General features: G+C 32.7%; 26 protein-coding genes. 24 read left to right on the forward strand and 2 right to left on the reverse strand.

Annotation, left to right across the window (positions count from 1 at the left end):
- Window positions 1–118 precede the first annotated feature (118 nt).
- The 6 genes from IAI10_RS06245 to IAI10_RS06270 all read left to right on the forward strand — a co-directional run bounded on the left by IAI10_RS06245 (window position 119) and on the right by IAI10_RS06270 (window position 7848).
- Window positions 119–2317 (forward strand): bifunctional (p)ppGpp synthetase/guanosine-3',5'-bis(diphosphate) 3'-pyrophosphohydrolase, encoded by a 2199-nt coding sequence (locus IAI10_RS06245; RefSeq protein WP_315672432.1) that lies wholly within the window; start codon window positions 119–121, stop codon window positions 2315–2317.
- A gap of 24 nt (window positions 2318–2341) precedes the next feature.
- Complete coding sequence (locus IAI10_RS06250) at window positions 2342–2953, forward strand: MBL fold metallo-hydrolase (RefSeq protein ID WP_315672433.1); 612 nt, start codon at window positions 2342–2344, stop codon at window positions 2951–2953.
- A 13-nt stretch (window positions 2954–2966) separates the two neighbouring features.
- Window positions 2967–4400, forward strand: coding sequence for a coproporphyrinogen III oxidase (locus tag IAI10_RS06255; protein ID WP_315672434.1), 1434 nt, complete (start codon window positions 2967–2969; stop codon window positions 4398–4400).
- A 27-nt stretch (window positions 4401–4427) separates the two neighbouring features.
- Window positions 4428–5678 carry a histidine--tRNA ligase gene (gene hisS, locus IAI10_RS06260; protein WP_315672435.1) on the forward strand — a complete coding sequence of 417 codons (1251 nt, stop codon included), beginning with the start codon at window positions 4428–4430 and terminating at the stop codon, window positions 5676–5678.
- A 32-nt stretch (window positions 5679–5710) separates the two neighbouring features.
- Window positions 5711–7492, forward strand: coding sequence for an aspartate--tRNA ligase (aspS, locus tag IAI10_RS06265; RefSeq protein WP_315672436.1), 1782 nt, complete (start codon window positions 5711–5713; stop codon window positions 7490–7492).
- Between the two features lie 89 nt (window positions 7493–7581).
- Entirely contained in the window at window positions 7582–7848 is a 267-nt protein-coding gene (locus IAI10_RS06270) for a metal-sensitive transcriptional regulator (protein ID WP_315672437.1), read from the forward strand.
- Window positions 7849–7868: 20 nt separating this feature from the next.
- Here the strand turns inward: IAI10_RS06270 and IAI10_RS06275 are convergent, their stop codons facing one another.
- A complete protein-coding gene (locus tag IAI10_RS06275) occupies window positions 7869–8303 on the reverse strand; it encodes a threonine/serine exporter family protein (RefSeq protein ID WP_315672438.1) in 435 nt (144 codons plus the stop codon).
- Entirely contained in the window at window positions 8303–9073 is a 771-nt protein-coding gene (locus tag IAI10_RS06280) for a threonine/serine exporter family protein (protein WP_315672439.1), read from the reverse strand. Before IAI10_RS06280 ends, IAI10_RS06275 begins: the two co-directional genes overlap by 1 nt.
- A gap of 152 nt (window positions 9074–9225) precedes the next feature.
- On the opposite strand from IAI10_RS06280, the gene glyA reads away from it, so the two are divergent.
- The 18 genes from glyA (at window position 9226) to IAI10_RS06370 (ending at window position 26579) form a co-directional block, all read left to right on the forward strand.
- Entirely contained in the window at window positions 9226–10461 is a 1236-nt protein-coding gene (glyA, locus tag IAI10_RS06285) for a serine hydroxymethyltransferase (RefSeq protein WP_315672440.1), read from the forward strand.
- Between the two features lie 95 nt (window positions 10462–10556).
- Window positions 10557–11321 carry a histidinol phosphate phosphatase gene (locus IAI10_RS06290; protein WP_315672441.1) on the forward strand — a complete coding sequence of 255 codons (765 nt, stop codon included), beginning with the start codon at window positions 10557–10559 and terminating at the stop codon, window positions 11319–11321.
- Window positions 11322–11522: 201 nt separating this feature from the next.
- The gene (locus tag IAI10_RS06295; protein WP_315672442.1) at window positions 11523–11975 is read left to right on the forward strand and encodes a MarR family transcriptional regulator; all 453 of its coding nucleotides are present in this window, start codon (window positions 11523–11525) and stop codon (window positions 11973–11975) included.
- 12 nt (window positions 11976–11987) lie between these two features.
- Window positions 11988–12968 carry a beta-ketoacyl-ACP synthase III gene (locus IAI10_RS06300; protein ID WP_315672443.1) on the forward strand — a complete coding sequence of 327 codons (981 nt, stop codon included), beginning with the start codon at window positions 11988–11990 and terminating at the stop codon, window positions 12966–12968.
- Window positions 12969–12992: 24 nt separating this feature from the next.
- A complete protein-coding gene (locus IAI10_RS06305; RefSeq protein WP_315672444.1) occupies window positions 12993–13211 on the forward strand; it encodes an acyl carrier protein in 219 nt (72 codons plus the stop codon).
- Window positions 13212–13256: 45 nt separating this feature from the next.
- Window positions 13257–14198, forward strand: coding sequence for an enoyl-[acyl-carrier-protein] reductase FabK (gene fabK, locus IAI10_RS06310; RefSeq protein WP_315672445.1), 942 nt, complete (start codon window positions 13257–13259; stop codon window positions 14196–14198).
- A 2-nt stretch (window positions 14199–14200) separates the two neighbouring features.
- Window positions 14201–15133 (forward strand): ACP S-malonyltransferase, encoded by a 933-nt coding sequence (gene fabD / locus IAI10_RS06315; RefSeq protein WP_315672446.1) that lies wholly within the window; start codon window positions 14201–14203, stop codon window positions 15131–15133.
- Window positions 15134–15147: 14 nt separating this feature from the next.
- Complete coding sequence (fabG, locus tag IAI10_RS06320; RefSeq protein WP_315672447.1) at window positions 15148–15888, forward strand: 3-oxoacyl-[acyl-carrier-protein] reductase; 741 nt, start codon at window positions 15148–15150, stop codon at window positions 15886–15888.
- Window positions 15889–15906: 18 nt separating this feature from the next.
- Window positions 15907–17139, forward strand: coding sequence for a beta-ketoacyl-ACP synthase II (gene fabF / locus IAI10_RS06325; RefSeq protein WP_315672448.1), 1233 nt, complete (start codon window positions 15907–15909; stop codon window positions 17137–17139).
- A 19-nt stretch (window positions 17140–17158) separates the two neighbouring features.
- Complete coding sequence (gene accB / locus IAI10_RS06330) at window positions 17159–17629, forward strand: acetyl-CoA carboxylase biotin carboxyl carrier protein (RefSeq protein ID WP_315672449.1); 471 nt, start codon at window positions 17159–17161, stop codon at window positions 17627–17629.
- A 9-nt stretch (window positions 17630–17638) separates the two neighbouring features.
- Complete coding sequence (fabZ, locus tag IAI10_RS06335; protein ID WP_315672450.1) at window positions 17639–18064, forward strand: 3-hydroxyacyl-ACP dehydratase FabZ; 426 nt, start codon at window positions 17639–17641, stop codon at window positions 18062–18064.
- Window positions 18065–18095: 31 nt separating this feature from the next.
- Window positions 18096–19442, forward strand: a complete 1347-nt coding sequence (locus IAI10_RS06340) for an acetyl-CoA carboxylase biotin carboxylase subunit (RefSeq protein WP_315672451.1) — start codon at window positions 18096–18098, stop codon at window positions 19440–19442.
- Entirely contained in the window at window positions 19442–20311 is an 870-nt protein-coding gene (accD, locus tag IAI10_RS06345) for an acetyl-CoA carboxylase, carboxyltransferase subunit beta (RefSeq protein ID WP_315672452.1), read from the forward strand. Before IAI10_RS06340 ends, accD begins: the two co-directional genes overlap by 1 nt.
- On the forward strand, window positions 20311–21117 hold the full coding sequence (locus IAI10_RS06350) for an acetyl-CoA carboxylase carboxyltransferase subunit alpha (protein ID WP_315672453.1): 807 nt from the start codon (window positions 20311–20313) through the stop codon (window positions 21115–21117). Before accD ends, IAI10_RS06350 begins: the two co-directional genes overlap by 1 nt.
- 121 nt (window positions 21118–21238) lie before the next feature.
- Complete coding sequence (gene argF, locus IAI10_RS06355) at window positions 21239–22222, forward strand: ornithine carbamoyltransferase (RefSeq protein WP_315672454.1); 984 nt, start codon at window positions 21239–21241, stop codon at window positions 22220–22222.
- Between the two features lie 106 nt (window positions 22223–22328).
- Window positions 22329–23582 (forward strand): replication-associated recombination protein A, encoded by a 1254-nt coding sequence (locus IAI10_RS06360; RefSeq protein ID WP_315672455.1) that lies wholly within the window; start codon window positions 22329–22331, stop codon window positions 23580–23582.
- A gap of 32 nt (window positions 23583–23614) precedes the next feature.
- Window positions 23615–24439 carry a PRD domain-containing protein gene (locus IAI10_RS06365; RefSeq protein WP_315672456.1) on the forward strand — a complete coding sequence of 275 codons (825 nt, stop codon included), beginning with the start codon at window positions 23615–23617 and terminating at the stop codon, window positions 24437–24439.
- A gap of 136 nt (window positions 24440–24575) precedes the next feature.
- Window positions 24576–26579, forward strand: a complete 2004-nt coding sequence (locus IAI10_RS06370) for a glucose PTS transporter subunit IIA (RefSeq protein ID WP_315672457.1) — start codon at window positions 24576–24578, stop codon at window positions 26577–26579.
- The last annotated feature ends 210 nt before the right edge of the window (window positions 26580–26789 follow it).

Raw genomic sequence — 26789 nt, forward strand, 5'->3', positions numbered from 1 at the left:
ATATAAAAATCCAATTGAAAAAAATGTTACAATATTATATAATAATAGAAAAATCATGGCTGGTTGTTTAACCAGCCTTTGAATTTAGAAAAGATACTTCTAGAGGAGAGTAATCCATATGCTGCAAAAATTGTTAGAAAAAATCGATAATAATTGTGTAAATGTAGATAAGGAATTAATTATTAAAGCATATAATTTTGCTGCGGAAGCGCATAAGGATCAAAAAAGAGAATCTGGAGAGCCTTATGTTATTCACCCTGTAGAGGTGGCCTGCATATTAGCAGATATGGGAATGGATACAGCTACGATCGCAGCTGGACTACTTCATGATGTAATAGAAGATACTCAATATACATATGAGGATGTAACTAGGGAATTCAGCAAAGAAATAGCGGATCTTGTTGAAGGTGTTACAAAGCTTGGTAAGATTCAGTATAAAACAAAAGAAGAGCAGCAAGCAGATAATGTTAGAAAAATGCTTTTAGCAATGACTAAGGATATAAGAGTAATACTTATTAAATTAGCAGATAGATTGCATAATCTAAGAACGTTAAAATATGTACCTCAAGCTAATCAAAAGCAAAAAGCAAAAGAAACCTTCGATATATATGCACCATTGGCTCATAGACTAGGTATGTCCAAGATAAAATGGGAATTGGAAGATTTGGCTTTTAGATATAGTAATCCTGAAGAATATTATGATTTAGTAAATAAGATTTCTGAAAAGAGAGTAGAAAGAGAAGAATATATAAAAGTAATAGAAAATCAGCTTAGAGATAGTCTTTTAAAGTCAGGCATTGATTCAGATATAGAAGGCAGACCTAAACATTTTTATAGCATTTACAGGAAAATGGTAAACAAGAACAAATCAATCGATCAGGTGTTTGATTTAACAGCTGTCAGGATATTGGTTGAAACGGTTAAAGACTGTTATGCAGCTTTAGGTATAGTACACACAATGTACAAACCAATTCCTGGAAGATTTAAAGATTATATTGCTATGCCTAAACCCAATATGTATCAATCCCTGCATTCAACAGTTATAGGACCTCAGGGAAAACCTTTTGAAATACAAATAAGAACTTACGACATGCATAGGACTGCAGAATATGGTATTGCAGCACACTGGAAATATAAAGAGCACATAGAGGATAACGGAAAAGACGATAAGGACTATTTTGACAATAGGCTTTCTTGGCTCGGAGATATAATGGAGTGGCAGAGGGAAACCTCGGATGCAGAAGAATTCATGGAATCTTTTAAAATAGATATGTTTTCAGATGAAGTGTTTGTCTTTACTCCAAATGGTAAAGTCATTGACTTGCCTGCAGAATCAACGCCAATAGATTTTGCTTATAGAATTCATACAGACGTAGGTAATAGATGTGTTGGGGCTAAAGTAAATGGTAAATTGCAGCCCTTAGATTATAAGCTTAAAACTGGAGAAATAGTAGAGATACAAACTTCATCCTACGCTAAGGGACCAAGCATAGATTGGGTGAATATAGTAAAAAGTAATCAAGCAAAAAGTAAGATAAGAGCTTGGTTTAAGAAAATGAAGAGAGACGAAAATGTATCCAAAGGTAAGGATATGTTAGAGAAGGAAGCTAAGAGACAAGGGTTTAATTTTGGAGAATTGCTTAAAGGAGATACCTTAGAAAAGGTACTAAAAAAATATAATTCAAATAATTTGGATGATGTTTTTGCATCTGTAGGATTAGGACTTCTTAATGCAGCTACGGTAATAACTAGATTCAAAGAGAGCATTAAAATAGAGAAGCAGACTCCTGAAGCAGACAATTCTGCAGTACTAAAAAATATAGAAGAGCAGATATCCAAAGCTTCAAACAAGGCTACCAAAGAAAATAATTATGGAGTTAATGTTAAAGGGCTAACAAATGTTTTGATTAGATTTGCAAAATGCTGCAATCCTGTACCGGGAGATGAAATAATAGGATATATAACCAAAGGAAGAGGAGTTTCTATACATAGAAAGGATTGCAAGAATGCAGAAGCTTTATTAAATGATATTGAAAATAAAATTGTGGAAGTGTCTTGGACTGGCACAAAGGTAAGTGGTTATATCACAGAGTTACAGATAAGGGGAGAAGACAGAAATGGACTGTTATCTGATATAATGGTAGTCATAACCGATTCTAAGATACATCTGCATGAAGTAAATGCTAGAAGCTCATCTGATGGATATGCCACAATAAATATTAAAATTAAGATTACTAATGTAGACGAACTAAAGGAAGTTATGAAAAAAATAAAGAAATTAACTGGTGTGGTAGAAGTGTATAGGACAAAATCTTAGTAACTTGATTTTTGGAGGGATGTTATGAAGGTTAATAGATTATCTGTAGGTGTGTTGGGGGTTAACTGTTACCTGGTATTAGATGAAGAAACTTATGAGACAGCGGTTATAGATCCCGGCGGTGATGAGAATACCATAATTAAAGCCTTAGATAAAATAAAAGCTAAAGTAAAATATATTTTACTTACTCATGGACATTATGATCATACAGGAGCTGCTGTTTTTTTAAAAAACAAATACGAGGTTCCATTATATATAAATAAAAAAGATTATGAAATGATACAATCCGATACGGGAGAATTGTTTTATATGCACGATGATGATGGAACCTTAAATACTTTTTTAGATGAAAAAAGTGAATTCTATCTTGGCAATAACAAAATTTTTTGCTTAGAAACGCCTGGACATTCTCCAGGTGGAATGACATTTTTGATGGGTGATATAGCATTTACGGGAGACTCTTTATTTGCTGGTTCTATTGGTAGAACGGATTTTGTAGGTGGAGATTATGGAACTTTAATGAAAAGTGTAGAAACTAAGCTTACAACTTTGCCGGAGAATACAATAATTCTGCCAGGTCATGGTCCAGAGAGCACAATTCAGGAAGAAAAGGAATCTAATCCTTTCTTAGTTTAGGTTAGGAGATGTAATGAGTATACTTATTAAGCTAAATGATTTGAAATACAGATATGATGTATTTCAAATTACTAATATATTTTATCAAAATACAGAAATAGATTTTGTAGATAAAAATGAAGATATTGATATAAGCATATCTGATGGAGAAATAACTATAACTTCTCATGGTACAAATAGGAATTATTCTATTGACGAGTCATTACCCTTTAAGGAAAATGTGAAGATGGCTCTTTATAAATACTTTGTAGCTATAACAAAAGTAGAACACCCTTGGGGAACTCTCATAGGCATAAGACCAGCCAAGATAGCAGGATCCCTAATGAAAAAAGGCTTAAAAGATGAAGAAATTATACAGTATTATGATAAGCATTATGTAGCAAGCAGAGAAAAAACTGAATTATGTATTGAGGTTGCAAGATACGAGAAGGATTTAATAAATAAAAATAAGAATAATATAAGCATATACATAGGTATGCCATTTTGTCCAACAAGGTGTGCCTATTGTTCTTTTGCGTCAAATTCTATAAAGGGAAAAGAACAATTAGTAGGAGAATATCTTAAGGCATTAAGTTACGAGATTAATTCAATAAAAGCGTACATAGAATCAAAACAATTGAATATAGAAAATATATATTTTGGTGGAGGCACTCCTACTTCTGTTACAGAAAAAGATTTTGAAGGCATTATGGAATGTATTTATGATGCTTTCATAAAGGAAAAAAATATAAAAGAATTCACAGTAGAAGCTGGAAGGCCTGACAGCATAACCTTAAGCAAATTGCTTTCTATGAAGAAATATAGAGTTACAAGGATAAGTATCAATCCTCAAACCATGAACGATAAAACTCTAAAACGTATAGGCAGGCTTCACACAGTGAAAGATGTGATAGATAAATTTAATTTAGCAAGAAAATGTGGCTTTGATAATATAAATATGGATATAATATTAGGACTGCCAGGCGAAAATTTAGAAGATGTAATTAATACTTGTAAAAAAATTAAAGAGCTTTCTCCAGAGAGCTTGACTGTACATGGAATGGCCGTAAAGAGAGCATCTAAAATACATGAGGAATTATTAAATAACAAGTTTGATAATAAATTAGATTTGAATGATATAATAGATATGTATGATGTGACACGCAAAACTTCACAAGAAATTAATATGCATCCGTATTACATGTATAGACAGAAGAACATGATTGGCAATATGGAAAACATAGGTTATTGCAAAGAAGGCTTTGAAAATATTTATAATATTCAGATCATGGAGGAAAAGCAGACCATAATAGCTTTAGGGGCAGACGCAGTAACTAAGGTTATATTTATGGAAGAAAACCGATTAGAGAGATTTGCTAATTTAAAGGATGTAAAGGAATATGTAAATAGAGTAGAAGAAATAGTTCAAAAAAAAATTTCTTTATTAAATACACTATATAAGGATTAAATGATATTCATATAAGGAGGATTTTTTATGATACAGGCTCAAAAAGGTACAAAGGATGTGCTGCCTCAGGATTCCTATAAGTGGCAGTACATTGAAGATAAATTAAGAAAAATTGCTGCAGAATACGGCTGCAGAGAAATTAGAACTCCTATTTTCGAAGCTACAGAATTATTTGAGAGAGGAGTGGGAGAAACCACTGATGTAGTTCAAAAAGAAATGTACACATTTAAGGATAAAGGCAATAGAAGTGTTACATTAAAGCCTGAAGGTACAGCTCCGGCAGTAAGAGCTTTCGTGGAAGCAAGCTTGTATAGTGAAGCACAACCTACAAAGATGTTTTACTTTACTCCCGTATTTAGATATGAAAATGTTCAAAAGGGGAGACTTAGAGAACATCATCAATTTGGAGTTGAAGTGTTTGGCGCTCAGTCAGCATCCTTGGATGCTGAAATCATAAGTCTAGCAATGAGAGTATTTAATGAATTTGGATTAAACGAGCTTAAATTGCATATAAACAGCATAGGATGTCCTCATTGCAGGAAAAAATATAATGAAGCTTTAAAAAGCTTTCTATCAGATAATCTAGATAATTTATGTGAAACCTGTAAGAGCAGATTTGATAGAAATCCTATGAGAATATTAGACTGCAAGGAAGAAAAATGCAAGGAAATAACTAAAGGTGCACCTATAATATTAGATTATATATGTGATGATTGCAGAGAGCATATGGATAAACTTAAAAAATGCCTTTCAGCTTTAGATATACAGTTTGAAGTTGATCCTCACATTGTAAGAGGTCTAGATTATTATAGCAAAACCGTATTTGAGATTATAAACAAGAATATTACAGTGTGCGGTGGAGGAAGATATGACACTTTGATAGAACAAATAGGTGGTCCAGAAATTCCAGCAGTAGGCTTTGGCATGGGGCTTGAAAGACTTATTTTAACTCTTGAGGAAGAGAATATAAATATTCCTAAACCAGATTTAATGGAAATCTATATAGGTTCCATGGGTGAGAATGCTTCTTATGAGGCTTTAAAGCTTACAAACCAGCTTAGAAAGCTCGGTGTTAAAGCGGATATAGATCATGTTGGAAGAAGTGTAAAAGCTCAAATGAAATATGCAAATAAAATAAACTCAAAATTTTCAGTAGTTCTTGGAGAAGATGAGCTGGCAAATAGAACTGCAAAACTTAAAAATATGAATACCGGAGATATTTTTGATGTTAATATAGATAACTATGAAGGTATATATAAAATAGTTAAAAATATATAAAATTTAATATATAAAAGTACGGGAGGATAATGATGGCAGAAGCATTAAATGGCTTAAAGAGATCGCTTTTATGCGGTGATATAAGCGAAAAGGAATTGGAAAAATCTATTACAGTAATGGGCTGGGTTCAAAGAAAAAGAAACCTAGGGGCTCTTATATTTGTTGATTTAAGGGATAGGAGCGGAATAATTCAAGTAGTATTTGGAGAAGAAATAAATAAGGAAGCTTTCGAAAAAGCAGATGGCTTAAGATCTGAATATTGCATAGCTGTTACTGGAACCTTAGTAAGAAGAGAAGCACCAAATGAACATATGAAAACAGGTGCTTTCGAGCTTAAAGGATCAGAAATAAAGATTTTATCAGAATCAGAAACACCACCAATATATATTAAAGAAAACTTGGATGCAGCAGAAAATATAAGACTTAAATATAGATACTTGGATTTAAGAAGACCAGATATGCAAAAAATATTTATAACTAGGCACAAAGTAGCAAAAGCAATAAGAGATTATTTGGACGAAAATGGGTTCTTGGAGATCGAAACTCCAATACTTACTAAGAGCACTCCCGAGGGAGCTAGAGATTATCTTGTACCTAGCAGAAATTATCCGGGAATGTTTTATGCTCTTCCTCAATCTCCTCAAATATTTAAACAGCTTCTTATGGTGTCAGGGTTTGATAAATATTTCCAGATAGTTAAGTGCTTTAGAGATGAAGACTTAAGAGCTAATAGGCAGCCTGAATTTACGCAGGTAGATATGGAAATGTCCTTTGTGGACCAGGAGGATGTTATTGCTTTAAATGAGGGACTTATAAAAAAAATCTTTAAAGAAATACTTAATGTAGATGTAAAAACACCTATAAGAAGAATGCCTTACAGAGAAGCTATGGATAAGTACGGCTCTGATAAACCTGACTTGAGATTTGGTATGGAAATCACAGATATAAGTTCTATAGTTAAGGATACAGATTTTGTTGTATTTAAATCAGCCTTAGATAATAATGGCTCTGTTAGAGCTATAAAAGTTGATAATGCAGCAGGTATGGGAAGAAAAGACATCGACAGACTAGGAGAATTTGTTAAGACTTATAAGGCTAAAGGATTGGCATACATAGCTTATAAGGAAGATGGAATAAAGTCACCAATTTCAAAATTCATAAGTGAAGACAAAATAAATGAAATAATTGGTAAACTTGATGCTAAAGCAGGGGATATGATATTTATTGTTGCTGACCGTGATAAGATTGTTTTGTCTGCGCTGGGAGCACTTAGGTTAGAGCTTGCTAAAAAACTTGATATATTGAAAGATAACAAAGAGTACGAATTTGTATGGGTTACTGAATTTCCGTTGCTTGCTTATGACGAAGAGGAAAAGAGATATGTAGCAGAACATCATCCATTTACTATGCCTATGGATGAAGACATTTCTTACCTTGACACAGATCCTTCTAAGGTTAGGGCTAAAGCCTATGATATAGTTCTTAACGGAGAAGAGCTTGGTGGAGGAAGTATAAGAATACATGATACAAAGCTTCAGGAAAAGATGTTTGAGGTTATAGGATTAGGACAGGAAAGAGCTTGGGAAAGATTTGGATTCTTGCTTGAAGCCTTTAAATTTGGACCACCACCACATGGAGGATTGGCTTTTGGGTTTGATAGAATGATTATGTTCCTATGCGGTACGGATAATATAAAAGATGTAATAGCCTTCCCTAAGAATCAAAATGCATACGATCCTATGTCGGAAGCGCCAAATGTTGTAGATGATATTCAGCTTAAAGAATTAGGAATAGCTATAAATAAAAACAATTAAGCACATAAATAAAAATCTGACTTTAACAAAGTCAGTATTTTTATAATATAAAGCTAATTGTTTACATATTTTAATTCGAGGTATAATTTATGGAAGACATAGATTTAAAAAATGATATAATTATACGCCTAAGAAAAATTGAAGGCCAAGTAAAGGGCATAGAAAAAATGATAAACAATGAATGTTGCTGCAAAGATGTTTTGACTCAAATTTCGGCAATAAGAGCTGCCATGAATAAGGTTGGCGGAATGCTTATAGAAAATTATGCAAAAAATTGCATGAAGGGTTCTACAGAATTGGAATTAGAGGAAAATGTGGATGAGTTAGTAAAAACCTTATTAACATTCATGAAATAAAAAAATGAGGACTAGAAAATCTAGTCCTTGTTTTTTGCACATATTTTTATTAGCTTTACGGCAGAAGATACGAAGAGTATTCCAACTGCCAAAGCACCAGCACTCATTATTGTATTTAATCCTGTGCTAAGAGAAGTATACACATCTCCTTTTATAGAGTAATACATGGTATAATACATTCCTCCACCTGGAACCAGAGGTATAATTGTACATAGCACAAATATAGTTACAGGAGCCTTCCTAACTCTTGCCATGATTTCAGAATATATACCTATAAATACTGAAGAGGCAAACATGCTTAATGCAATAGAATCAGTGTATTTAGAACTAAGTAAATATATAAACCAAGATGCGCCTCCACCTATGGCACAAAGAAATAGATTTTTCCCTTTTACATTGAAAATTATACCGAAACCTATAGTAGCAATAGCTGCATAAATAGAATTAATTACCATTAACCTATGCCTCCAAATATACTGATCCATATCTTAAGTATAAAGCCGCTGCCTACCGCAATTCCTACTGCAGTTAAAAATGCTTCTGCCGCTCTTGTAATACCTGCCAATAAATCCCCAGCTATGGTATCTCTTATGGCGTTAGTTATAGCTAGACCAGGAACTAAAAGCATTATAGATCCTATAATAGTCTTATCTAAATTAAAGGCGATATTAATTTTCACTAACAAGCAGGCAAATAATGCTGCCATAGCTCCACCGATTATGTTTATAAAGAAAAAATTTAGTTCCAATTTATTTAGATAAGAAACCATGGATTCTATGATTAAACCTATGAAAAATGCACTTATAGCATCCCCAGTATTTCCACCAAAAATAAGTGTAAAGGTAGAAGCAGCTAAGGCCGAAAATAGTATAGTAGGCAAAGTACCATATCTTTTACTTTCATCAATATTTCTTAGTATTTGAATGGCTTCTTCCTCACTATAATTATGTTTAGAAATATTTCGCGAAAAATTATTCACTAAGCATATTTTTTCTAAATTTACAGTCCTAGTATGTACACGTTTTATTATAGAAGCTGTATTATTACTTGTATCTGATACGCATATCATAATACCTGTGGCGGTAACAAAACTATCTGATAGAGAAAAGCCGTAGGATAAGCATATTCTATTTATTGTATCTTCAACTCTATATGTTTCACCTCCGCTTTCAAGTATTATTCTTCCGGCTTCAGAGGCAATAAAAGCTAATTTATTCGCGTTCATAAGTTCACCCACCTTAATTCTTGTATATTATATCATAAAATATTAAGTTGATAAATGTAACTAATATCTTTATAATTAATATAAATGGAATTATATGTTCAATCATTTCATGAATTAAATAGGTATGCTTTTACTTAAAGGAGGATTATACTATGGATTTTGAAAATTTGAAAAGAACCGATGATGAGATATTTACTTATCTTGAGCAGGAAACAAATAGACAGGAACATAATATCGAATTAATTGCTTCAGAGAATTTTGCCAGCAAAGCTGTTATGGAAGCAATGGGATCACCTTTAACTAATAAATATGCAGAAGGATATCCAGCTAAAAGATATTACGGTGGCTGTGAATTTGTAGATAAAGTTGAAGACTTAGCAAGAGAAAGATTGAAGAATTTATTTGGAGCAGAACATGTTAATGTTCAGCCTCATTCTGGCTCTCAAGCAAATATGGCAGTATACCTTTCTGTATTAACTCCGGGAGATACAGTGATGGGAATGGATTTAAGTCATGGAGGACATCTTACCCATGGCAGCCCAGTTAATTTCTCTGGAAGATTATTTAAATTTGTTTCCTATGGAGTAAATAAGGATAGTGAATATATAGACTACGATGAAATAAAAAAATTAGCACTTCAGCATAAACCAAAGATGATAGTGGCAGGAGCTAGTGCATATCCAAGAATAATTGATTTTCAAAAATTAAGAGGAATATGCGATGAAATAGATGCATACCTGATGGTAGATATGGCACACATAGCTGGGCTTGTAGCAACAGGTGCTCATCCATCACCTGTTCCTTATGCGGATTTTGTTACTACTACAACTCATAAAACCTTAAGAGGTCCAAGAGGTGGAGCTATATTATGCAAGGAGAAATATGCTAAAGCAGTAGATAAAAATATATTTCCTGGAATTCAAGGCGGACCGCTTATGCATGTTATAGCTGCAAAAGCAGTATGCTTTAAGGAGGCAGCTACTGCTGAATATAAAGACTATATAAATCAAGTTGTTAAAAATGCAAAAATTTTAAGTGAAGAACTTATTAAATATGGATTTAGGCTTATATCAGGTGGAACAGATAACCATCTTATGTTAGTTGACTTAACTAATAAAGGTATAACTGGTAAAGACGCAGAAAAATTATTGGATTCTATAGGTATAACTGTGAATAAAAATACCATACCTTTTGAGACTTTAAGTCCATTTATAACCAGCGGTATAAGAATAGGGACACCAGCTGCAACCACAAGAGGTTTTAAAGAGGAAGAAATGAAGAAAATAGCATATTTTATTAACTATGCAATAGAAAACAAGGAAAAAGATTTGACTAGCCTCAGAGAAGAAGTAAGAAGTCTATGTAAGAAATTTCCTATATATAAATAAGAGGAAATATTTGTGGCAATGAAAAATAAATTTTATAAAGATGATGATTATCATCTTATATTTTGGAGAAATAGTTGATTGTTATGGAGAAAAAAATGATATTTGATACTCATGTTCATACTAAAATATCTACAGACTCAGATATGGAGATAGAAGAAGCAATTAAGGCTGCTGGAAATAGAAATGTAGGATTAATTATTACAGAGCATATGGATTTAAACCATCCAGATCCAGAAATGTTTAGATTTAATGTAGATGAATATTTTAATGCCTATGGAAATTATAGAGGTAAATCGTTATTGTTAGGCGTTGAAATTGGTATGACGGAAGAAATCCTCAAGAAAAATGAAGAACTTAATAATTATGATTTTGATTATCTAATAGGTTCAATACATTTCCTGGGAAATTATGACATATATTATAAAGAAGCATATGAAGGAAAAAGCAAGCATGATGTTTATACGGAATATCTTCAAACTATGTATAATAATATTAAATGCCATACATTTATAGATAGTCTAGGACATATTGATTATATTTCCAGGTATGCACCTTATGATGATAAAGAAATTTATTACCATGAGTATAGAGAAATAATTACTGCTATTTTTTCTACGCTTATTGAAAACAACATAGCCTTGGAAATAAATACAAGAAGACTTGGCAATAAATCAGCAGCTGAAAACATTGCTAAACTATATAAAGAATATCATAATCTTGGCGGTAAATATATCACCATAGGGTCGGATGCACATAATGAAAAGGCTATAGCCTCAAATTTTAGTGTAGCCTTAGGTATTTGCGAAAATTGTAATTTGACACATGTATATTTTAAAAATAGAAATATACAATATATATAATTAAAATTAATCTGCTAAAAATTAACTTTATAGATAGTCCGTTTAAATGTTCACTAAAACAAATAAATCGGACTATCTATAGTATGTAAATAAAATTTGAACATAAACTTCCACAGTTGACAGTTTATATTTTTTATAATATACTTTGAATATCAAAATATTTGACAATAAAAACGTATGAAGGAATGGGGTTCAAAAGGTATGGATAAAACTTATAGTGTAGTTAATGAATTATTAGTGGACTTATTTAATGATATATTGCAAATAGAGCAATCTGCTCTAAAAAGTGGACCATTAAAAGATTTATCCGTAACCGAAATACATACAATAGAAGCTATAGGTATGTATGAACCTAGAACTATGTCAGAAGTAGCAGCTGATTTAAAGATAACTGTGGGTACTCTTACAACAGCTGTGAATAAATTAATAAAAAAAGAGTATGTTCGAAGGAATCGAATTGAGGAAGACAGAAGGGTAGTATTAATTCAATTAACTAAAAAAGGTAAGCTGGCATATAGAATTCATGAAAAATTCCATTCCGATATGATAAAGGAAACTATTCAGGGATTAGATACTGAGGAAGAAAAAGTTTTGGTGAGTTCCTTAGAGAAGCTTAATACTTTTTTCAGAGAAAAGTACAATTTAGATAAATAAAGGAGCAGATAAATGAAAGAAGCAATAATATTGGGTACAGGTAGATATGTACCTGAGAGAATCGTCACTAATGATGATCTTTCAAAAATTGTGGATACTAGTGATGAATGGATTAGCAGCAGAACTGGAATAAAGGAGAGAAGGGTATCCACCAAAGAAAGCAATGCTGAAATGGCATATTATGCTGCTCTACAGGCCTTAAAAGAAGCAGACATTAACAATGAAGATTTAGAGCTAATAATTGTAGCAACTATAACTCCAGATACATATACTCCTTCTACGGCTTGTATTGTTCAAAAATTGTTAGAAGCTCATAGGGCAGTAGCTTTTGATGTTAATGCAGCATGCTCCGGCTTTATATATTCATTAAGTATTGCTAAACAATTTATAAGTGCTGGAATATATAAAAATGCACTTATAATTGGCTCAGAACTTCTTTCTAAGATAGTAGACTGGAGTGATAGAAATACTTGTGTTCTATTTGGAGATGGAGCGGGTGCAGCAGTATTGGGCTCTAGTGAAAAAAAAGGCATATATGATGTGATATTAGGAGCAGATGGCAGCAAAGGTGATTCTCTTATCTGTGATGCTATTCCACTTTCAAACGCTTTTACTGATGAAGCTAAAGAAGTTAATAAAGGTAGCTTTGTCAAGATGGAAGGAAGAGAAGTGTTTAAATTCGCTACCAGTAAAATTATTGAAAGCATTCAGATACTTCTGGAAAAGTATTCTGTTTCTATAGAGGAAATAGCATACATAATACCGCATCAGGCAAATTATAGAATAATAGATTTTGCTGCCAAAAAATTAAATGTTGATATATCAAAGTTTTACATAGATTTAGATAAGTATGGTAATACATCCAGTGCCAGCATACCGATAGCTTTAGATGAGATGAATAAAAAATCCATGCTAAAGAAAAACGATAAAATTATAATGGTGGGATTTGGCGGTGGATTAACATATGGAGCTACCCTTGTAGAATGGAGATAAATAAAATTATTTAGGAGGACAAAAATGATATTTGAAAAAGTAAAGGAAATAATAATAGACCAAATAGGAGTTGAAGAGGACGAAATTACATTAGATACTACTTTCGAGGATTTAGGAGTAGATTCTCTAGATTTATTTCAGATAGTTATAGAAATCGAGGAAGCATTTAATATAAGAATAGAAAACACAGATTCAATTAAGAGCATAAAGGATGCTGTAAATTATATTGAAGCAAACAAATAACAAAGTAGGTCAGATGAAAATCTGACTTATTATATAGGAGGAATTATGTTTAATAGTAAAATTTGCGAAATGCTAGGAATAAAGTATCCAATATTTCAAGGAGGAATGGCATGGGTTGCTGAAAGCTCGCTGGCTTCATCAGTAAGCAATGCTGGAGGTCTTGGAATAATCGCTGCGGCAAATGCTCCTGCAGATTATGTTAGAGAGCAGATAAGGAAAGCTAAGGCTCTTACTGATAAACCTTTTGGAGTAAATATTATGCTTCTAAGTGACAATGCAGATGAAATAGCTAAAATGGTATGTGAAGAAGAAGTTAAAGTCGTAACTACTGGAGCGGGAAATCCCGGAAAATACATAGAAATGTGGAAAGAACATGGGATAAAGGTGATTCCTGTGGTACCTTCAGTAGCTTTAGCTGTAAGAATGGAAAGAACAGGTGTTGATGCCGTAATAGCAGAGGGATGTGAATCTGGAGGACATATAGGCGAACTAACAACTATGGCATTGGTTCCACAAGTTGTGAGCAGTGTTAACATACCAGTAATAGCCGCTGGAGGAATAGGTGATGGTCGAGGCATAGCAGCAGCGTTCATGCTTGGAGCTGAAGGTGCTCAAGTTGGAACAAGATTTTTAGTATCCAAGGAATGTGTGATTCACCAAAACTATAAGAACAGAGTTATAAGTGCTAAAGATATAGATACAGTGGTTACTGGAAGACCAACAGGTCATCCTATAAGAGTAATAAAAAATAAGTTAACTAGACAATTCCAGCTTTTAGAGAAAAATCATGCAGAACTAAAAGAATATGAAGAATTAGGTAAAGGAGCCTTGTCAAGAGCTGTAGTAGATGGTGATGCAGATACTGGATCGATAATGGCAGGCCAAATAGCAGGAATAGTAAACAAAGAACAAACTTCATTAGAAATTATTGAAGAAATGTTTAACGAAGCTGATAAGAAAGTTCAAGAAATATATTTAAGGAGATAGAAATGTCTAAGATAGGTTTTATTTTTAGCGGCCAAGGTTCACAATATGTGGGGATGGGCAAGGAATTATATGATAATTTTATAGAATTTAAAGAAATATTTGATAAGGCCAATGATTCATTGGGATATGATTTAAAAGGAATATGTTTTCATGGGCCTAAAGAAATTTTAGACATTACTGAAAATACACAGCCGGCTGTGCTTACTATGAGCTGTGCAATATTAAATATATTAACTGCTAAGGGCATTATACCTGATGCTACGGCGGGCTTTAGTTTGGGAGAGTATTCAGCGCTTGTTTGCAGCAAAGCCTTAAGCTTTGAAAAAGCAGTAAAGCTTGTAGGAAAAAGAGGAAAGTTTATGCAAGAGGCTGTACCTGTGGGAATTGGTGCTATGGCAGCGGTACTTGGGTTAGATAGAGAAAAAGTATTACAATGCTGCAGTGAAGCATCCTCAGAAGGAGTAGTGGAAGCTGTTAATTTTAATTGCCCTGGTCAAATTGTTCTTGCAGGAGAGATAAAAGCAATAGATAAGGCTATGGAACTGGCTATAGCTAAGGGTGGAAAATCGGTAAAATTAAATGTGAGTGCACCTTTTCATAGTTCACTTTTAAAACCAGCAGCTGATAAACTAGGAATAGAACTAGGAAATATAGAATTTAATGATATAGAAATACCTGTACTTACCAATGTAAACGCAGATTATATAAATAACAAAAATGAAATAAAAAGTTTACTTATAAAGCAAGCTATGAGTCCAGTTTATTGGGAGGATATAATTAATAGAATGATTAATGATGGAATAGACACCTTCCTTGAAATAGGACCTGGTAAAACTCTAAGCGGTTTTGTAAAAAGAATTAATAGAAAACTAGATATAATGAATGTTGAAAATATTGAATCATTAAATCAAGTATTGGCAAAAATAAGTAAATAGTTAGTGGAGGAATTATGTTAAAGGATAAGTGTGCTGTTGTAACAGGGGCTGGAAAAGGAATAGGAAGAGCCATAGCTTTGGACTTAGCAGAAAAAGGTTGTAATATAGTTATAAACTATAGAAGCAGCGAAGCTGAGGCATTAGCATTAGCTTCAGAAATTGAAAAATTTAATGTGAAAGCAATATCTGTTAAAGCTGATGTTAGTAAATTTAATGAAGCTGAAATTCTTATTAAGAAAGCTATAGATGAATTTGGGAAAATTGACATTTTGGTTAATAATGCAGGCATCACTAAGGATAATTTAATTCTAAGGATGAAAGAAGAAGACTTTGATTCAGTTATTAATGTTAATTTAAAGGGATGCTTTAATTGCATAAAGCATGTTACACCTTTTATGCTTAAGAAAAAGTCTGGTAGAATAATAAATATATCTTCAATAGTCGGCATAGTAGGAAATGCAGGTCAAGCAAATTATTGTGCTTCTAAGGCTGGTATAATAGGGCTTACAAAGTCTGTATCAAAAGAACTTGGGTCACGAGGAATAACAGTAAATGCTATTGCTCCTGGATTCATAGAAACTGAAATGACAGAGGCTTTGCCTGAAAAAGCAAAGGAAAAGATGCTTGAAAATATTTCTCTAAGAAGATTTGGAACAGCTTTAGATGTGGCTAAACTTGTAGCATTTTTGTCATCTGATGAGGCTTCCTATATAACTGGTCAGGTTATAGGCGTAGACGGAGGAATGGGAATATAATATAAGGAAGGTGATAGTGTGAAAAATAGAGTTGTTGTAACAGGAATTGGATCAATTACACCTATAGGAAATGATGCGAAAAGTTTTTGGGAAAACTGTAAAAATGGTGTTAATGGCGTAGATTTAATCAAATCTTTTGATACCACTGATTTTAAAGTAAAATTGGCAGCAGAAGTAAAAGAATTTGAGCCAGAGAAATACATGGAAAGAAAAGAAGCTAAGCGAATGGATAAGTATTGCCAATTTGCTATAGCCGCTGCAGGTGAAGCTGTAAAAGACAGTGGACTGGATTTAGATAGCATAGATAAAACTAGATTAGGAGTTATTGTAGGTTCAGGAGTTGGAGGAATAAGGACTATAGAACAGGAACATCAAAAACTCTTGGAAAGAGGACCTTCAAGAGTTTCTCCAATGTTTGTACCAATGATAATAACTAATATGGCAGCAGGGAATATAGCCATAAAATATGGTGCCAAAGCAATCTGCAGCAATATAGTTACAGCTTGCGCTACAGCTACAAATTCTATAGGTGAAGCATATAAAGTAATAAAATACGGTGACGCAGACATAATGATAGCTGGAGGAGCAGAAGCTTCCATAACACCATTAGCTATTGCAGGATTTACATCTCTTACAGCTTTAAGTACTAAAAATGATATAAAAAGAGCATCTATACCTTTTGATAAGGAAAGAGATGGATTTGTTATGGGAGAAGGATCAGGAATTCTTATATTGGAAAGTCTAGAGCATGCATTAGCTAGAGGAGCGCACATATATTGTGAAGTTGCCGGCTATGGATCTACTTGCGATGCTTATCACATGACATCACCTGATCCAGAAGGAGATGGGGCTGCTAGATCCATGGAAATGGCTATAAAAGATGCAAATTTGAGTACCAGCGATATATCATATATAAATGCTCATGGTACCAGCACTCCATATAATGATAAGTTTGAAACTATAGCTATTAAAAAATTATTTAAGGAAAAAGCTTATGAAATTCCAATAAGCTCAACAAAGTCTATGACAGGACACATATTAGGAGCTTCTGGAGCTGTAGAAGCTATAGCTTGTGTAAAATCTATTGAAGAAAATTTCGTACCACCAACTATAGGTTATGAAGTTAAAGACGAGGATTGCGATTTAGATTACGTTCCAAATGTTGGAAGAAAATTGCAGGTTAAATATGCTTTATCGAATTCTTTTGGATTTGGAGGGCATAATGCTACTTTGATATTTGGAAAATATTAAGTATCAGGAGATGTAAGATATGGACTTAAAGATTATAGAAGAATTAATAAAAATGATGGAAGGATCAAAGCTTTCATCATTAGAAATAGAAGTAAATAATATGAAAATAAAGATGGGAAAAGACTACAACACATCATCCATAGAAAAAGATATAGTAGTACCATCTTTAAATATTGCAGATGTAAAAGCAAGTAGAGAATACAGTGCTCTAGAAGAGCTAGAAAAAATTGATATTCAAGATGATTTGGAAAATACTTTTGTAATAAAATCTCCTATGGTAGGAACCTTTTATTCTTCATCATCTCCTGATGGTGAACCTTTTATAAAGTCAGGAGATTTAATACATAAGGGTGATACAGTATGCATTATAGAAGCCATGAAGCTAATGAACGAAATAGACAGTGAAGCAGACGGAACTGTGATAGAGGTTCTTGTTAAAGATGGAGAAATGGTTGAATATGGTACTGAATTATTTAGAGTGAGAAAGTAGGGGACTAATATGGATATAAGAGAAATACAAAGTATAATACCGCATAGATATCCTTTTTTGCTTTTAGATAAAGTTACTAGCCTTGAGCCAGGTAAGAAGGCTCAAGGAATTAAGAATGTTACAATGAATGAATACTTTTTTCAAGGACATTTTCCAGAAGAACCAGTTATGCCTGGAGTTCTTATAGTAGAAGCAATGGCACAGCTAGGTGCAGTAGCCATACTTAGCTTAGAAGAAAATAAGGGAAAGATAGCATATTTCGGAGGCATGGATAAAGTCAGATTCAGAAACAAGGTTTTGCCTGGAGACGTTCTTAATCTTGAAATAGAAATGATAAGAGTAAAGGGATCAATCGGTATAGGAAAAGGTATTGCTACAGTAAATGGCAAGAAGGTATGTGAAGCTGAGATGACTTTTGCAATAGGACAAAAATAAAGTATCAGTTTTCATACTCATAGGAGGAATTATGTTTAAAAAGATTTTGATAGCTAACAGGGGAGAAATAGCTGTAAGAATAATAAGGGCTTGCAGAGAACTTGGCATAAGGTCAGTTGCTGTTTATTCGGAAGCTGATAAACTAGCACTTCATACTCAATTAGCTGATGAAGCTGTGTGCATTGGAGCTGCAGCTTCAAAAGATAGCTATTTAAACATTCAAAATATATTGAGTGCAGCAGTACTGACAGGTTCTGAGGCTATTCATCCTGGATTTGGATTCTTATCTGAAAACAGTAAATTTGCTCGCATGTGCAAAGAATGCAATATAATATTTATTGGACCAGATGATATTAGTATTGAACTTATGGGAAATAAGTCAAAAGCTCGTGAAAATATGATAAAGGCTGGAGTACCTGTAGTACCAGGATCAGATGGACCTATTTCTAATGAAATTGAGGCTAAGAAGGTAGCTTTAGAAATTGGCTATCCAGTCATGATAAAAGCTGCTGCTGGAGGCGGCGGCAGGGGTATAAGAATTGTTGAAAAAGAAAATGAAATTGTAGCTGCATTTAATACAGCTAAAGCAGAGGCTGTAGTATGTTTTGGAGATGGAACATTATACATGGAGAAATTCATAGAAGAACCTCATCATATAGAGTTTCAGATATTAGCAGATAATTATGGAAACATCGTACATTTGTACGATAGAGACTGCTCTATTCAACGTAGAAATCAAAAGGTTATAGAGGAAGCACCTGCATTTATATTAACTGATAAAATGAGAAAAGAAATGGGTGATGCAGCTATAAGAGCGGCAAAATCCGTAAATTATAAGAATGCTGGAACAATTGAATTTTTGGTAGATAAGCATAATAAATTTTATTTCATGGAAATGAATACAAGAATTCAAGTAGAGCATCCAATAACTGAATTGATTACAGGAATTGACTTGGTAAAAGAACAAATTAAGATTGCTAGTGGTGAGAAATTAGCTTTTGCTCAAGAGAATATTCATATAAAAGGTCATGCTATTGAATGCAGAATAAACGCAGAAAATCCAAAAGAAGATTTTAAACCTTCTCCAGGAAGAATTAAGGAACTAAATATACCAGGCGGACCTGGAATAAGAATGGATACATTTATATATAGTGGATATTTAGTACCACCTAATTACGACTCAATGTTAGGAAAACTTATAGCATATGGCAGTACTAGAGAAGAAGCTATTGCTAGAATGAAAAGAGCATTATATGAGCTGGTTATAGATGGACCTTCAAATAATATCGATTTCCAATATGATATAATATCTGATGAAGACTTCATAAAAGGAAATTATAATACATCATTTTTAAAAAGTAAGTTGGTGAATGATTGATGTTAAAAGATTTATTTAAGAAGAGAAAATATATAACTGTAAGTTCCGTTGACCTTGATGAGATTAAAAATGAACATAAGCCAATAATTCCGGATGGAATGTGGCAAAAATGTGATAACTGCGGCAAAATAATTTATAAAGATGATTTAGAAGATAATTTAAAGGTATGTACTAATTGTAATCATCATCTTAGATTAAATGCATATGAAAGAATAAACATAACTGTAGATAAAGACTCTTTTGTAGAGTTGAATAAAGATATTATTAGCAAGAATCCTCTTGATTTTTCTGGCTATGAAAAAAAACTAAAGAACTTAGAGAATAGTACTGGATTAAAAGAAGCTGTGGTTACTGGTACTGCTAAAATGCAAGGAATGGATATAGTATTATGTATAATGGATAGCAGCTTTATGATGGGGAGTATGGGGGCTGCCGTAGGAGAGAAAATAACTCTTGCTGTGGAATATGCAACAGAAAAAAAGCTTCCTGTTATTATATTCACAGCTTCAGGCGGTGCTAGAATGCAGGAAGGTATTTTTTCTCTTATGCAGATGGCAAAAGTAAGTGCGGCATTAGCAAAGCATGGAGAAGCGGGACTTCCCTACATAACTGTTATTACTGATCCAACTACTGGTGGTGTAACAGCAAGTTTTGCAATGCAGGGAGATATTATATTGTCTGAGCCAAAAGCACTTATAGGTTTTGCAGGAAAGAGAGTAATTAAAAATACAGTAAAAACAGAACTTCCAGAAGGCTTTCAAAGCGCTGAGTTTATGCTTGAAAAAGGTTTTATTGATGAAATAGTGAATAGAAAAGACTTAAGAGGCATGTTAATAAAGCTTTTGATGCTTCATAAGGAGATGAAATAATGGCACAAATAGACAATAAAAAACGAGCATGGAATAAGGTGAGTTTAGCAAGATCCATTGACAGAGCTACAGCCAAGGCGTATATATATAGCATTTTTACTGATTTTATAGAACTTCATGGAGATAGATGCTTTGGTGATGATAGTTCCATTATTGGAGGAATAGGGTTATTAGGAGATATTCCTGTTACAGTGATTGGTATTGAAAAGGGAGAAAACACTAAAGAAAAACTTGAAAGAAATTTTGGCTGTCCTAATCCAGAAGGATATAGAAAATCTCTAAGATTAATGAAACAAGCTGAAAAATTTAAAAGACCTATAGTATGTATTGTGGACACGCAAGGTGCCCATCCTGGTATAGGAGCAGAAGAGAGAGGACAAGGGGAAGCTATTGCTAGTAACCTGATTTCAATGATTAACCTTAAGGTGCCAATAATATCTATAATAATAGGTGAAGGCGGAAGTGGTGGTGCTTTAGCTCTTGCAGTAGGAGATAGAGTGTGGATGATGGAAAATGCAATATATTCTATTCTTTCACCAGAAGGATTTGCTAGTATTTTGTGGAAGGACGCATCTAGGGCAGAGGAAGCAGCTGATGTAATGAAAATAACCGCAGAAGAATTGTTTAGATTTGGAATAATAGATAAAATTATAAATGAACCATCTGGTGGAATTAAAAAAGATTCCTATAAAGTAATGCAGTTGATTAAAGATACTTTAATAGAAGAAGTAAAAGAAATTGAATTCTTAAACACTGATGAATTACTTAAAAAAAGGTATGAAAAGTTTAGAAAGATAGGAATATAACTGAATAATCTTGCATAATAGCGCATAATTATAAAAAAACTTCGTGCAAAGCGAGGTTTTTTGTTATATAATAAATGTATAAATAAACGTATATTTGTATAATGCAAGAGGGGGAAATTCTATGCCAGTAAACTTACATGGTAAAAGCTTTATTAGCTTACTAGATTTTAGTTCTGAGGAAATTAGATATTTATTAGATTTGGGTCATTCTTTAAAAAATAAAAAGAGAAGTGGAATAAGAGAAAAACTTTTAGAGGGCAAAAATATAGTCTTGTTATTTGAAAAAACATCTACTCGTACAAGATGCTCTTTTGAAATTGCAGCTTATGACGAAGGAGCTAATGTAACATATTTAAATAATTCTCAAATGGGAAAAAAGGAATCCGTTGAAGACACGGCAAAAGTTTTAGGAAGATTTTATGATGGTATAGAATTTAGAGGTTATGATCATGAGATTGTGGAGACATTAGCAAAATATTCAGGAGTTCCAGTATGGAATGGATTAACTGACGACGATCATCCTACTCAAGTTTTAGCTGATTTTATGACAATGGAGGAACACTTAAAAAAACCTCTTAATAGGGTTAAGCTAGTATTTATAGGGGATGGAAGAAACAATATGTCTAATGCCTTAATGTATGGATGCGCTAAAATGGGGATGACCTATGTTATTTATGCACCTGAAGAACTTTGGCCTCAAGATGAAATATTAAAAAAAGCAAAAGAAGAAAGTGATAAAAATGGAGGTAAAATCATAGTTTCAAGCAATATAGAAGATATTAAAGGTGCGGATGCTATATATACAGATATATGGGCATCCATGGGAGAAGAAGATAAAATTGAAGAAAGAGTTGCTTTGTTGAAATCTTATAAAGTTACTATGGATATGCTTAAATATACAGAAAACCCTGAGATTATATTTATGCATTGCTTACCTTCTTATCATGATTTCTCTACGGAAATGGCTAAAAAGTGCCTAGAAGAAAAAAATATAGATATCAGAGAGGTTTCAGATGAGGTGTTTAGAAGCAGGCATTCTGTGGTATTTGACGAAGCTGAAAACAGATTGCATTCAATAAAAGCTATAGTTGTAGCTACATTATAAGAATTAAAAGTTGTTTCAATTTTATACTCTGAAACAACTTTTAATTTTTTATTTGCTTTAATAATGATATACTTTAGTATATATAGCTTGAAAGAGGTGCATATACGTGAAACCATTAGCAGAGATTATGAGGCCGCATTTTCTTGAAGATTTTATTGGACAGAATCATATTTTAAGTAAGGATAAACCTCTTTATAATTTAATCATAAATAAAAGAACTATGAATATGATATTTTATGGTCCTCCTGGAACAGGAAAAACTTCTTTGGCTAATATTATATCAAATTATGCAGATAGAAAATTCTATAAAATAAATGCTACTACCTCTTCCGTGAAAGAGATACAAGAGATAATAAATACTACTAATACTTTACTAGAGCATAAAGGTATAATACTTTACATAGATGAAATCCAATATTTTAATAAAAAGCAGCAGCAGTCAATTCTAGAATTTATTGAAGATGGCAGAGTTATATTAATAGGCAGCACGACAGAAAATCCATATTTTGCTATACATAAGGCTCTTATAAGCAGATGCACTATATTTCAATTTGAGCCTTTGACCACAAATAATGTTATAGAAGGATTAAAAAAAGTAATGAATAAGCTTATTAATGAAAATTATAATATAACGGAATATGAGGAAGGAATTAAGTATATTGCAGATATAAGTCAAGGAGATTTAAGGAAGGCATATACTATATTTGAACTTGCTGTTAATTCTCAAAGTAGAGAGAATATACGGTTAAATTTAGATTTTTTGCATAATTTAAATCAATCTAGTCTCAGATGGGATGCTTCTACTGATGAATATTATAATGTATTAAGTGCATTTCAAAAAAGTATAAGAGGAAGCGCCCCAGATGCCGCAATTCATTATTTATCTAGGCTTATAAAAGGCGGTAATATTGACTCTATAATAAGAAGATTAGCTGTGATAGCTGCAGAGGATATAGGACTTGCCCATCCACAGGCATTAAATATTGTAAATTCTGGAATAGAATTAGTTATTAAAGTAGGGCTGCCGGAAGCTTCGCTTATACTATCTGAACTAACTATATATCTAGCTACATTACCCAAATCAAATAGCTCTATGATAGCTATAAGTCAAGCAATGGGAGATATAGATAAAATTAATATAGGAGATGTTCCTATGCATCTTAAAGATGCCCATTATCAAGGAGCAAATAGTCTAGGGGTTAAGGGGTACATATATCCACATGATTACAATAATCATTATGTGAAGCAGCAATATATGCCTAAAAATTTAGAAACAAAAAAATATTATGTGCCACAGCAAAATAAATATGAAACTAGCATAAAAGCATTTTGGGATAAAATAAAGAATGAAAATTTATAAATTTAATGAACGCAAGTTTATTAGGGGGAATCATGAAACAATATATAATAAGTAAAGTATTAAACAACAATGTAGTAGTAGCTGAAGAAAATAAAGAGAATTTAATACTTGTTGGAAATGGAATTGGTTTTGGCAAGAAAAAAGGTGAAAAAATACTTGAAAACCAAGTGGAAAGTATATTTATAGAAAAGTCTTCTACGCAAAAAGGGTTTGAGAGTGTTTTAAATAAGATTGATAAAGAAATTGTAGGTATATGTGAAGAAATAATATCCATGTGTGAAAGCGAATTAAATATGACTTTAAATGATACGATACATGTTTCGTTGGCAGATCATATAAATTTCGCTTTTTATAGGGTTAAAAATAATATTAAGATTGAGAACCCATTTTTAAGTGAATTAAGGATATTATATTCCAAAGAATATGAGCTGGCAGAAAAAGCTTTAGGAATGATAAATAAAAATTTTCATATTAAACTTCCAAAAGATGAAGTAGGTTTTATATGTATGCATATAAATTCAGCGATAAGCAGAAAACCAGTAGCAGACACCTTAGCCTTTACTAAAAACATTGGTAGCATAATGGAGTTTATTTGCTTGATAATAAAAAAGGATTTAAAAAAGGATTCTTTAGCATATATGAGAACAGTAACACATATTAAATTCGTTGTGGATAGGGTTATAAATAAAAAAACTATCCATAATTATTTGCTTGACAATATAAAAAAGGAATTATATAATGAATACGCATTAGCAATCAAGGTTGCTATAAAAATTGAAAATTTATTTTCTGTAAATGTTTGTGAAGATGAAGTTGGCTATATTGCTTTGCACCTTCAAAGACTCAAGGAAGTATAAGTGGTGTTACTATTAAATTAGGCACGAGCTTTAATTCGACATACTGCATTATGAGTTATGTCTGTTTAAAGTTCGTGCTTTTTGTTTTTCCTAATTACTTTAATATAAATTTTCTAAAGAACGAAGGGGGATAATAATGAATAAAAAGTTTTTTGCATTGCTACAAAAAATAGGTAAGTCATTGATGTTGCCTGTATCTGTGCTTCCTGCTGCAGGACTTCTTTTAAGACTTGGGCAGGCAGATTTATTAAATATGCCTTATGTAGAAGCTGCGGGCAACGCCATATTTAACAATCTTTCTATGATATTTGCAGTAGGAGTAGCTATAGGATTTTCAGGCGGTGAAGGTGTAGCAGCTTTAGCAGCTATTGTTGGAGAATTCATACTTGAAGCAATTCAAAAAATAGCTAGTACTAATGCGGCAGCAGCATTAGCAAGCAGTACAGCTTTAAGTCATCACATGAGTTTAGAAGCTTTCATGAAGACTCAGGAGTATAGTAATATAGTAACAAAAACAACTATAAATATGGGAGTTTTTGGTGGTATAGTTATAGGTCTTATGGCTGGATTTTTGTATAATAAATTTCACGATATAAAGCTGCCTCAGGTATTGGGGTTTTTCGGAGGGAAAAGATTTGTACCAATAATAACCTCTATATCTGCTCTTATAGTAGCTGCAATAGGAGTGCATATCTGGCTTCCTATTCAAGGTGGAATAGACACCTTAGCTCAGGCTGCTAGTGGTTCTATATTAGGGCCTGCATTTTATGCTGCTGGTAAGAGATTGCTTATACCTATAGGGCTTCATCACATATACTATCCGGTTTTCTTATATCAATTTGGACATTATGTTTCAAATGGAGTAACTTATATGGGAGATTCTACTAGATATTTCCATGGAGACCCTAATGCCGGCATATTTATGGCATCTGAATTTCCAATATTGATGTTTGGTCTTCCTGGTGCAGCAATTGCTATGATTTTGGCAGCTAAAAAAGATAAGAGAAAAGAAATGGCTGGTATGATGGTATCTGCTGCTTTCGTTGCTTTTGTTACAGGTATTACAGAGCCTATAGAATATTCTTTCATATTTGTTGCACCATTATTATTTGTATTTCACGTTTTTGCTGCTTTTACTTCTGGAATAATAACTAGTCTTTTGCATATAAGATTAGGATATACTTTCTCGGCTTCTTTTATAGATTATATATTAGGATTTAAATATTCAGGTAATGCTTGGCTGATATGGCCAGTAGGTATTGCATATTTCGCTTTATACTTTGCAGTATTTTATTTTTCAATAAAAGCATTTAATATAAAAACCCCTGGCAGAGAAGATGATGAAGAGCAGAAAGTAGAGCGCATTAATGTAAAAGGAATGGCTAAAGCATCTAAGGTGTTAACAGCAATTGGTGGAAAAGATAACATAAATGTATTAGATGCATGCATTACAAGGTTAAGACTTACATTAAATGATCCATCAGCAGTAGACGAAAAAACATTAAAAGCATTAGGTGCAGCTGGAGTTATGACAGCGGGGGATAGTGTACAAGTAGTTTTCGGTACTGAAGCAGAGAGAATAAAGGACGATATAAAAAAAATAATTGCTAACGGTGGAGTATTTGAGGAAGAGGCTTCTGCAGAAAGTAATGAAGAAGAAGCAGCAAAGCCTGAGCTAAAAGGTGATATAGATATTTATAGTCCTTTAAGTGGTGAAATAGTTGGACTAGAAGAAGTTCCAGATGCAGTTTTTTCCCAAAAAACTTTAGGTGATGGATTTGCCGTGAAACCTTCTGGAAATGAAATTTATGCACCAGCAGATGGTGAAATATCAGTAATATTCCCAACAAAACATGCTATAGCATTAACAACAGATAATGGGTTAGAGCTTCTTGTTCATATAGGAATTGATACAGTTGAATTAAATGGAGAAGGATTTACTGCTCATGTTAATCAAGGTGATAAAGTTAAACAAGGAGATCTATTAATAACAATAGATTCAAAATTTATAGAAGAAAAAGGGAAGAGTTTAATTACTCCAGTAGTTATAACTAATATGTATGCTGTAGAAAATGTTGAAGTAGCATTTGGAACAGCAAATCATGGAGAAAAAGTAGCTACAGTTACACCTAATGATTAATAGTTATTTATATAGCTTTCTAAAAGAGGTCTTTGGCCTCTTTTTGTTTTTGACTGTAAAGGATTTGGCTAATGAAAGACAAAAAGTGATATAATATATAGATGATGTTATAAATTTAAATAATTAATATATTTTTATAGACTAAATAATCGGTATATGATATAGTACAAGTGTGTTAAAAAAATAACACAGATGCCTTAACTACTACTT

This window comes from Clostridium sp. 19966, assembly GCF_032335695.1.
GTDB lineage: Bacteria > Bacillota > Clostridia > Clostridiales > Clostridiaceae > JACTOJ01.

What these genes read in the sequence shown, in the direction of transcription:
- IAI10_RS06270 (WP_315672437.1), top strand. Translation starts at nt 7,582, where the DNA reads ATGGAAGACATAGATTTAAAAAATGATATAATTATACGCCTAAGAAAA.
- IAI10_RS06300 (WP_315672443.1), top strand. Translation starts at nt 11,988, where the DNA reads ATGAAAGAAGCAATAATATTGGGTACAGGTAGATATGTACCTGAGAGA.
- glyA (WP_315672440.1), top strand. Translation starts at nt 9,226, where the DNA reads ATGGATTTTGAAAATTTGAAAAGAACCGATGATGAGATATTTACTTAT.
- fabK (WP_315672445.1), top strand. Translation starts at nt 13,257, where the DNA reads ATGTTTAATAGTAAAATTTGCGAAATGCTAGGAATAAAGTATCCAATA.
- IAI10_RS06295 (WP_315672442.1), top strand. Translation starts at nt 11,523, where the DNA reads ATGGATAAAACTTATAGTGTAGTTAATGAATTATTAGTGGACTTATTT.
- IAI10_RS06250 (WP_315672433.1), top strand. Translation starts at nt 2,342, where the DNA reads ATGAAGGTTAATAGATTATCTGTAGGTGTGTTGGGGGTTAACTGTTAC.
- aspS (WP_315672436.1), top strand. Translation starts at nt 5,711, where the DNA reads ATGGCAGAAGCATTAAATGGCTTAAAGAGATCGCTTTTATGCGGTGAT.
- IAI10_RS06305 (WP_315672444.1), top strand. Translation starts at nt 12,993, where the DNA reads ATGATATTTGAAAAAGTAAAGGAAATAATAATAGACCAAATAGGAGTT.
- hisS (WP_315672435.1), top strand. Translation starts at nt 4,428, where the DNA reads ATGATACAGGCTCAAAAAGGTACAAAGGATGTGCTGCCTCAGGATTCC.
- IAI10_RS06350 (WP_315672453.1), top strand. Translation starts at nt 20,311, where the DNA reads ATGGCACAAATAGACAATAAAAAACGAGCATGGAATAAGGTGAGTTTA.
- fabG (WP_315672447.1), top strand. Translation starts at nt 15,148, where the DNA reads ATGTTAAAGGATAAGTGTGCTGTTGTAACAGGGGCTGGAAAAGGAATA.
- IAI10_RS06365 (WP_315672456.1), top strand. Translation starts at nt 23,615, where the DNA reads ATGAAACAATATATAATAAGTAAAGTATTAAACAACAATGTAGTAGTA.
- IAI10_RS06245 (WP_315672432.1), top strand. Translation starts at nt 119, where the DNA reads ATGCTGCAAAAATTGTTAGAAAAAATCGATAATAATTGTGTAAATGTA.
- IAI10_RS06275 (WP_315672438.1), bottom strand. Translation starts at nt 8,303, where the DNA reads ATGGTAATTAATTCTATTTATGCAGCTATTGCTACTATAGGTTTCGGT.
- fabD (WP_315672446.1), top strand. Translation starts at nt 14,201, where the DNA reads ATGTCTAAGATAGGTTTTATTTTTAGCGGCCAAGGTTCACAATATGTG.
- accB (WP_315672449.1), top strand. Translation starts at nt 17,159, where the DNA reads ATGGACTTAAAGATTATAGAAGAATTAATAAAAATGATGGAAGGATCA.
- IAI10_RS06290 (WP_315672441.1), top strand. Translation starts at nt 10,557, where the DNA reads ATGATATTTGATACTCATGTTCATACTAAAATATCTACAGACTCAGAT.
- accD (WP_315672452.1), top strand. Translation starts at nt 19,442, where the DNA reads ATGTTAAAAGATTTATTTAAGAAGAGAAAATATATAACTGTAAGTTCC.
- IAI10_RS06255 (WP_315672434.1), top strand. Translation starts at nt 2,967, where the DNA reads ATGAGTATACTTATTAAGCTAAATGATTTGAAATACAGATATGATGTA.
- IAI10_RS06340 (WP_315672451.1), top strand. Translation starts at nt 18,096, where the DNA reads ATGTTTAAAAAGATTTTGATAGCTAACAGGGGAGAAATAGCTGTAAGA.
- argF (WP_315672454.1), top strand. Translation starts at nt 21,239, where the DNA reads ATGCCAGTAAACTTACATGGTAAAAGCTTTATTAGCTTACTAGATTTT.
- IAI10_RS06280 (WP_315672439.1), bottom strand. Translation starts at nt 9,073, where the DNA reads ATGAACGCGAATAAATTAGCTTTTATTGCCTCTGAAGCCGGAAGAATA.
- IAI10_RS06370 (WP_315672457.1), top strand. Translation starts at nt 24,576, where the DNA reads ATGAATAAAAAGTTTTTTGCATTGCTACAAAAAATAGGTAAGTCATTG.
- fabZ (WP_315672450.1), top strand. Translation starts at nt 17,639, where the DNA reads ATGGATATAAGAGAAATACAAAGTATAATACCGCATAGATATCCTTTT.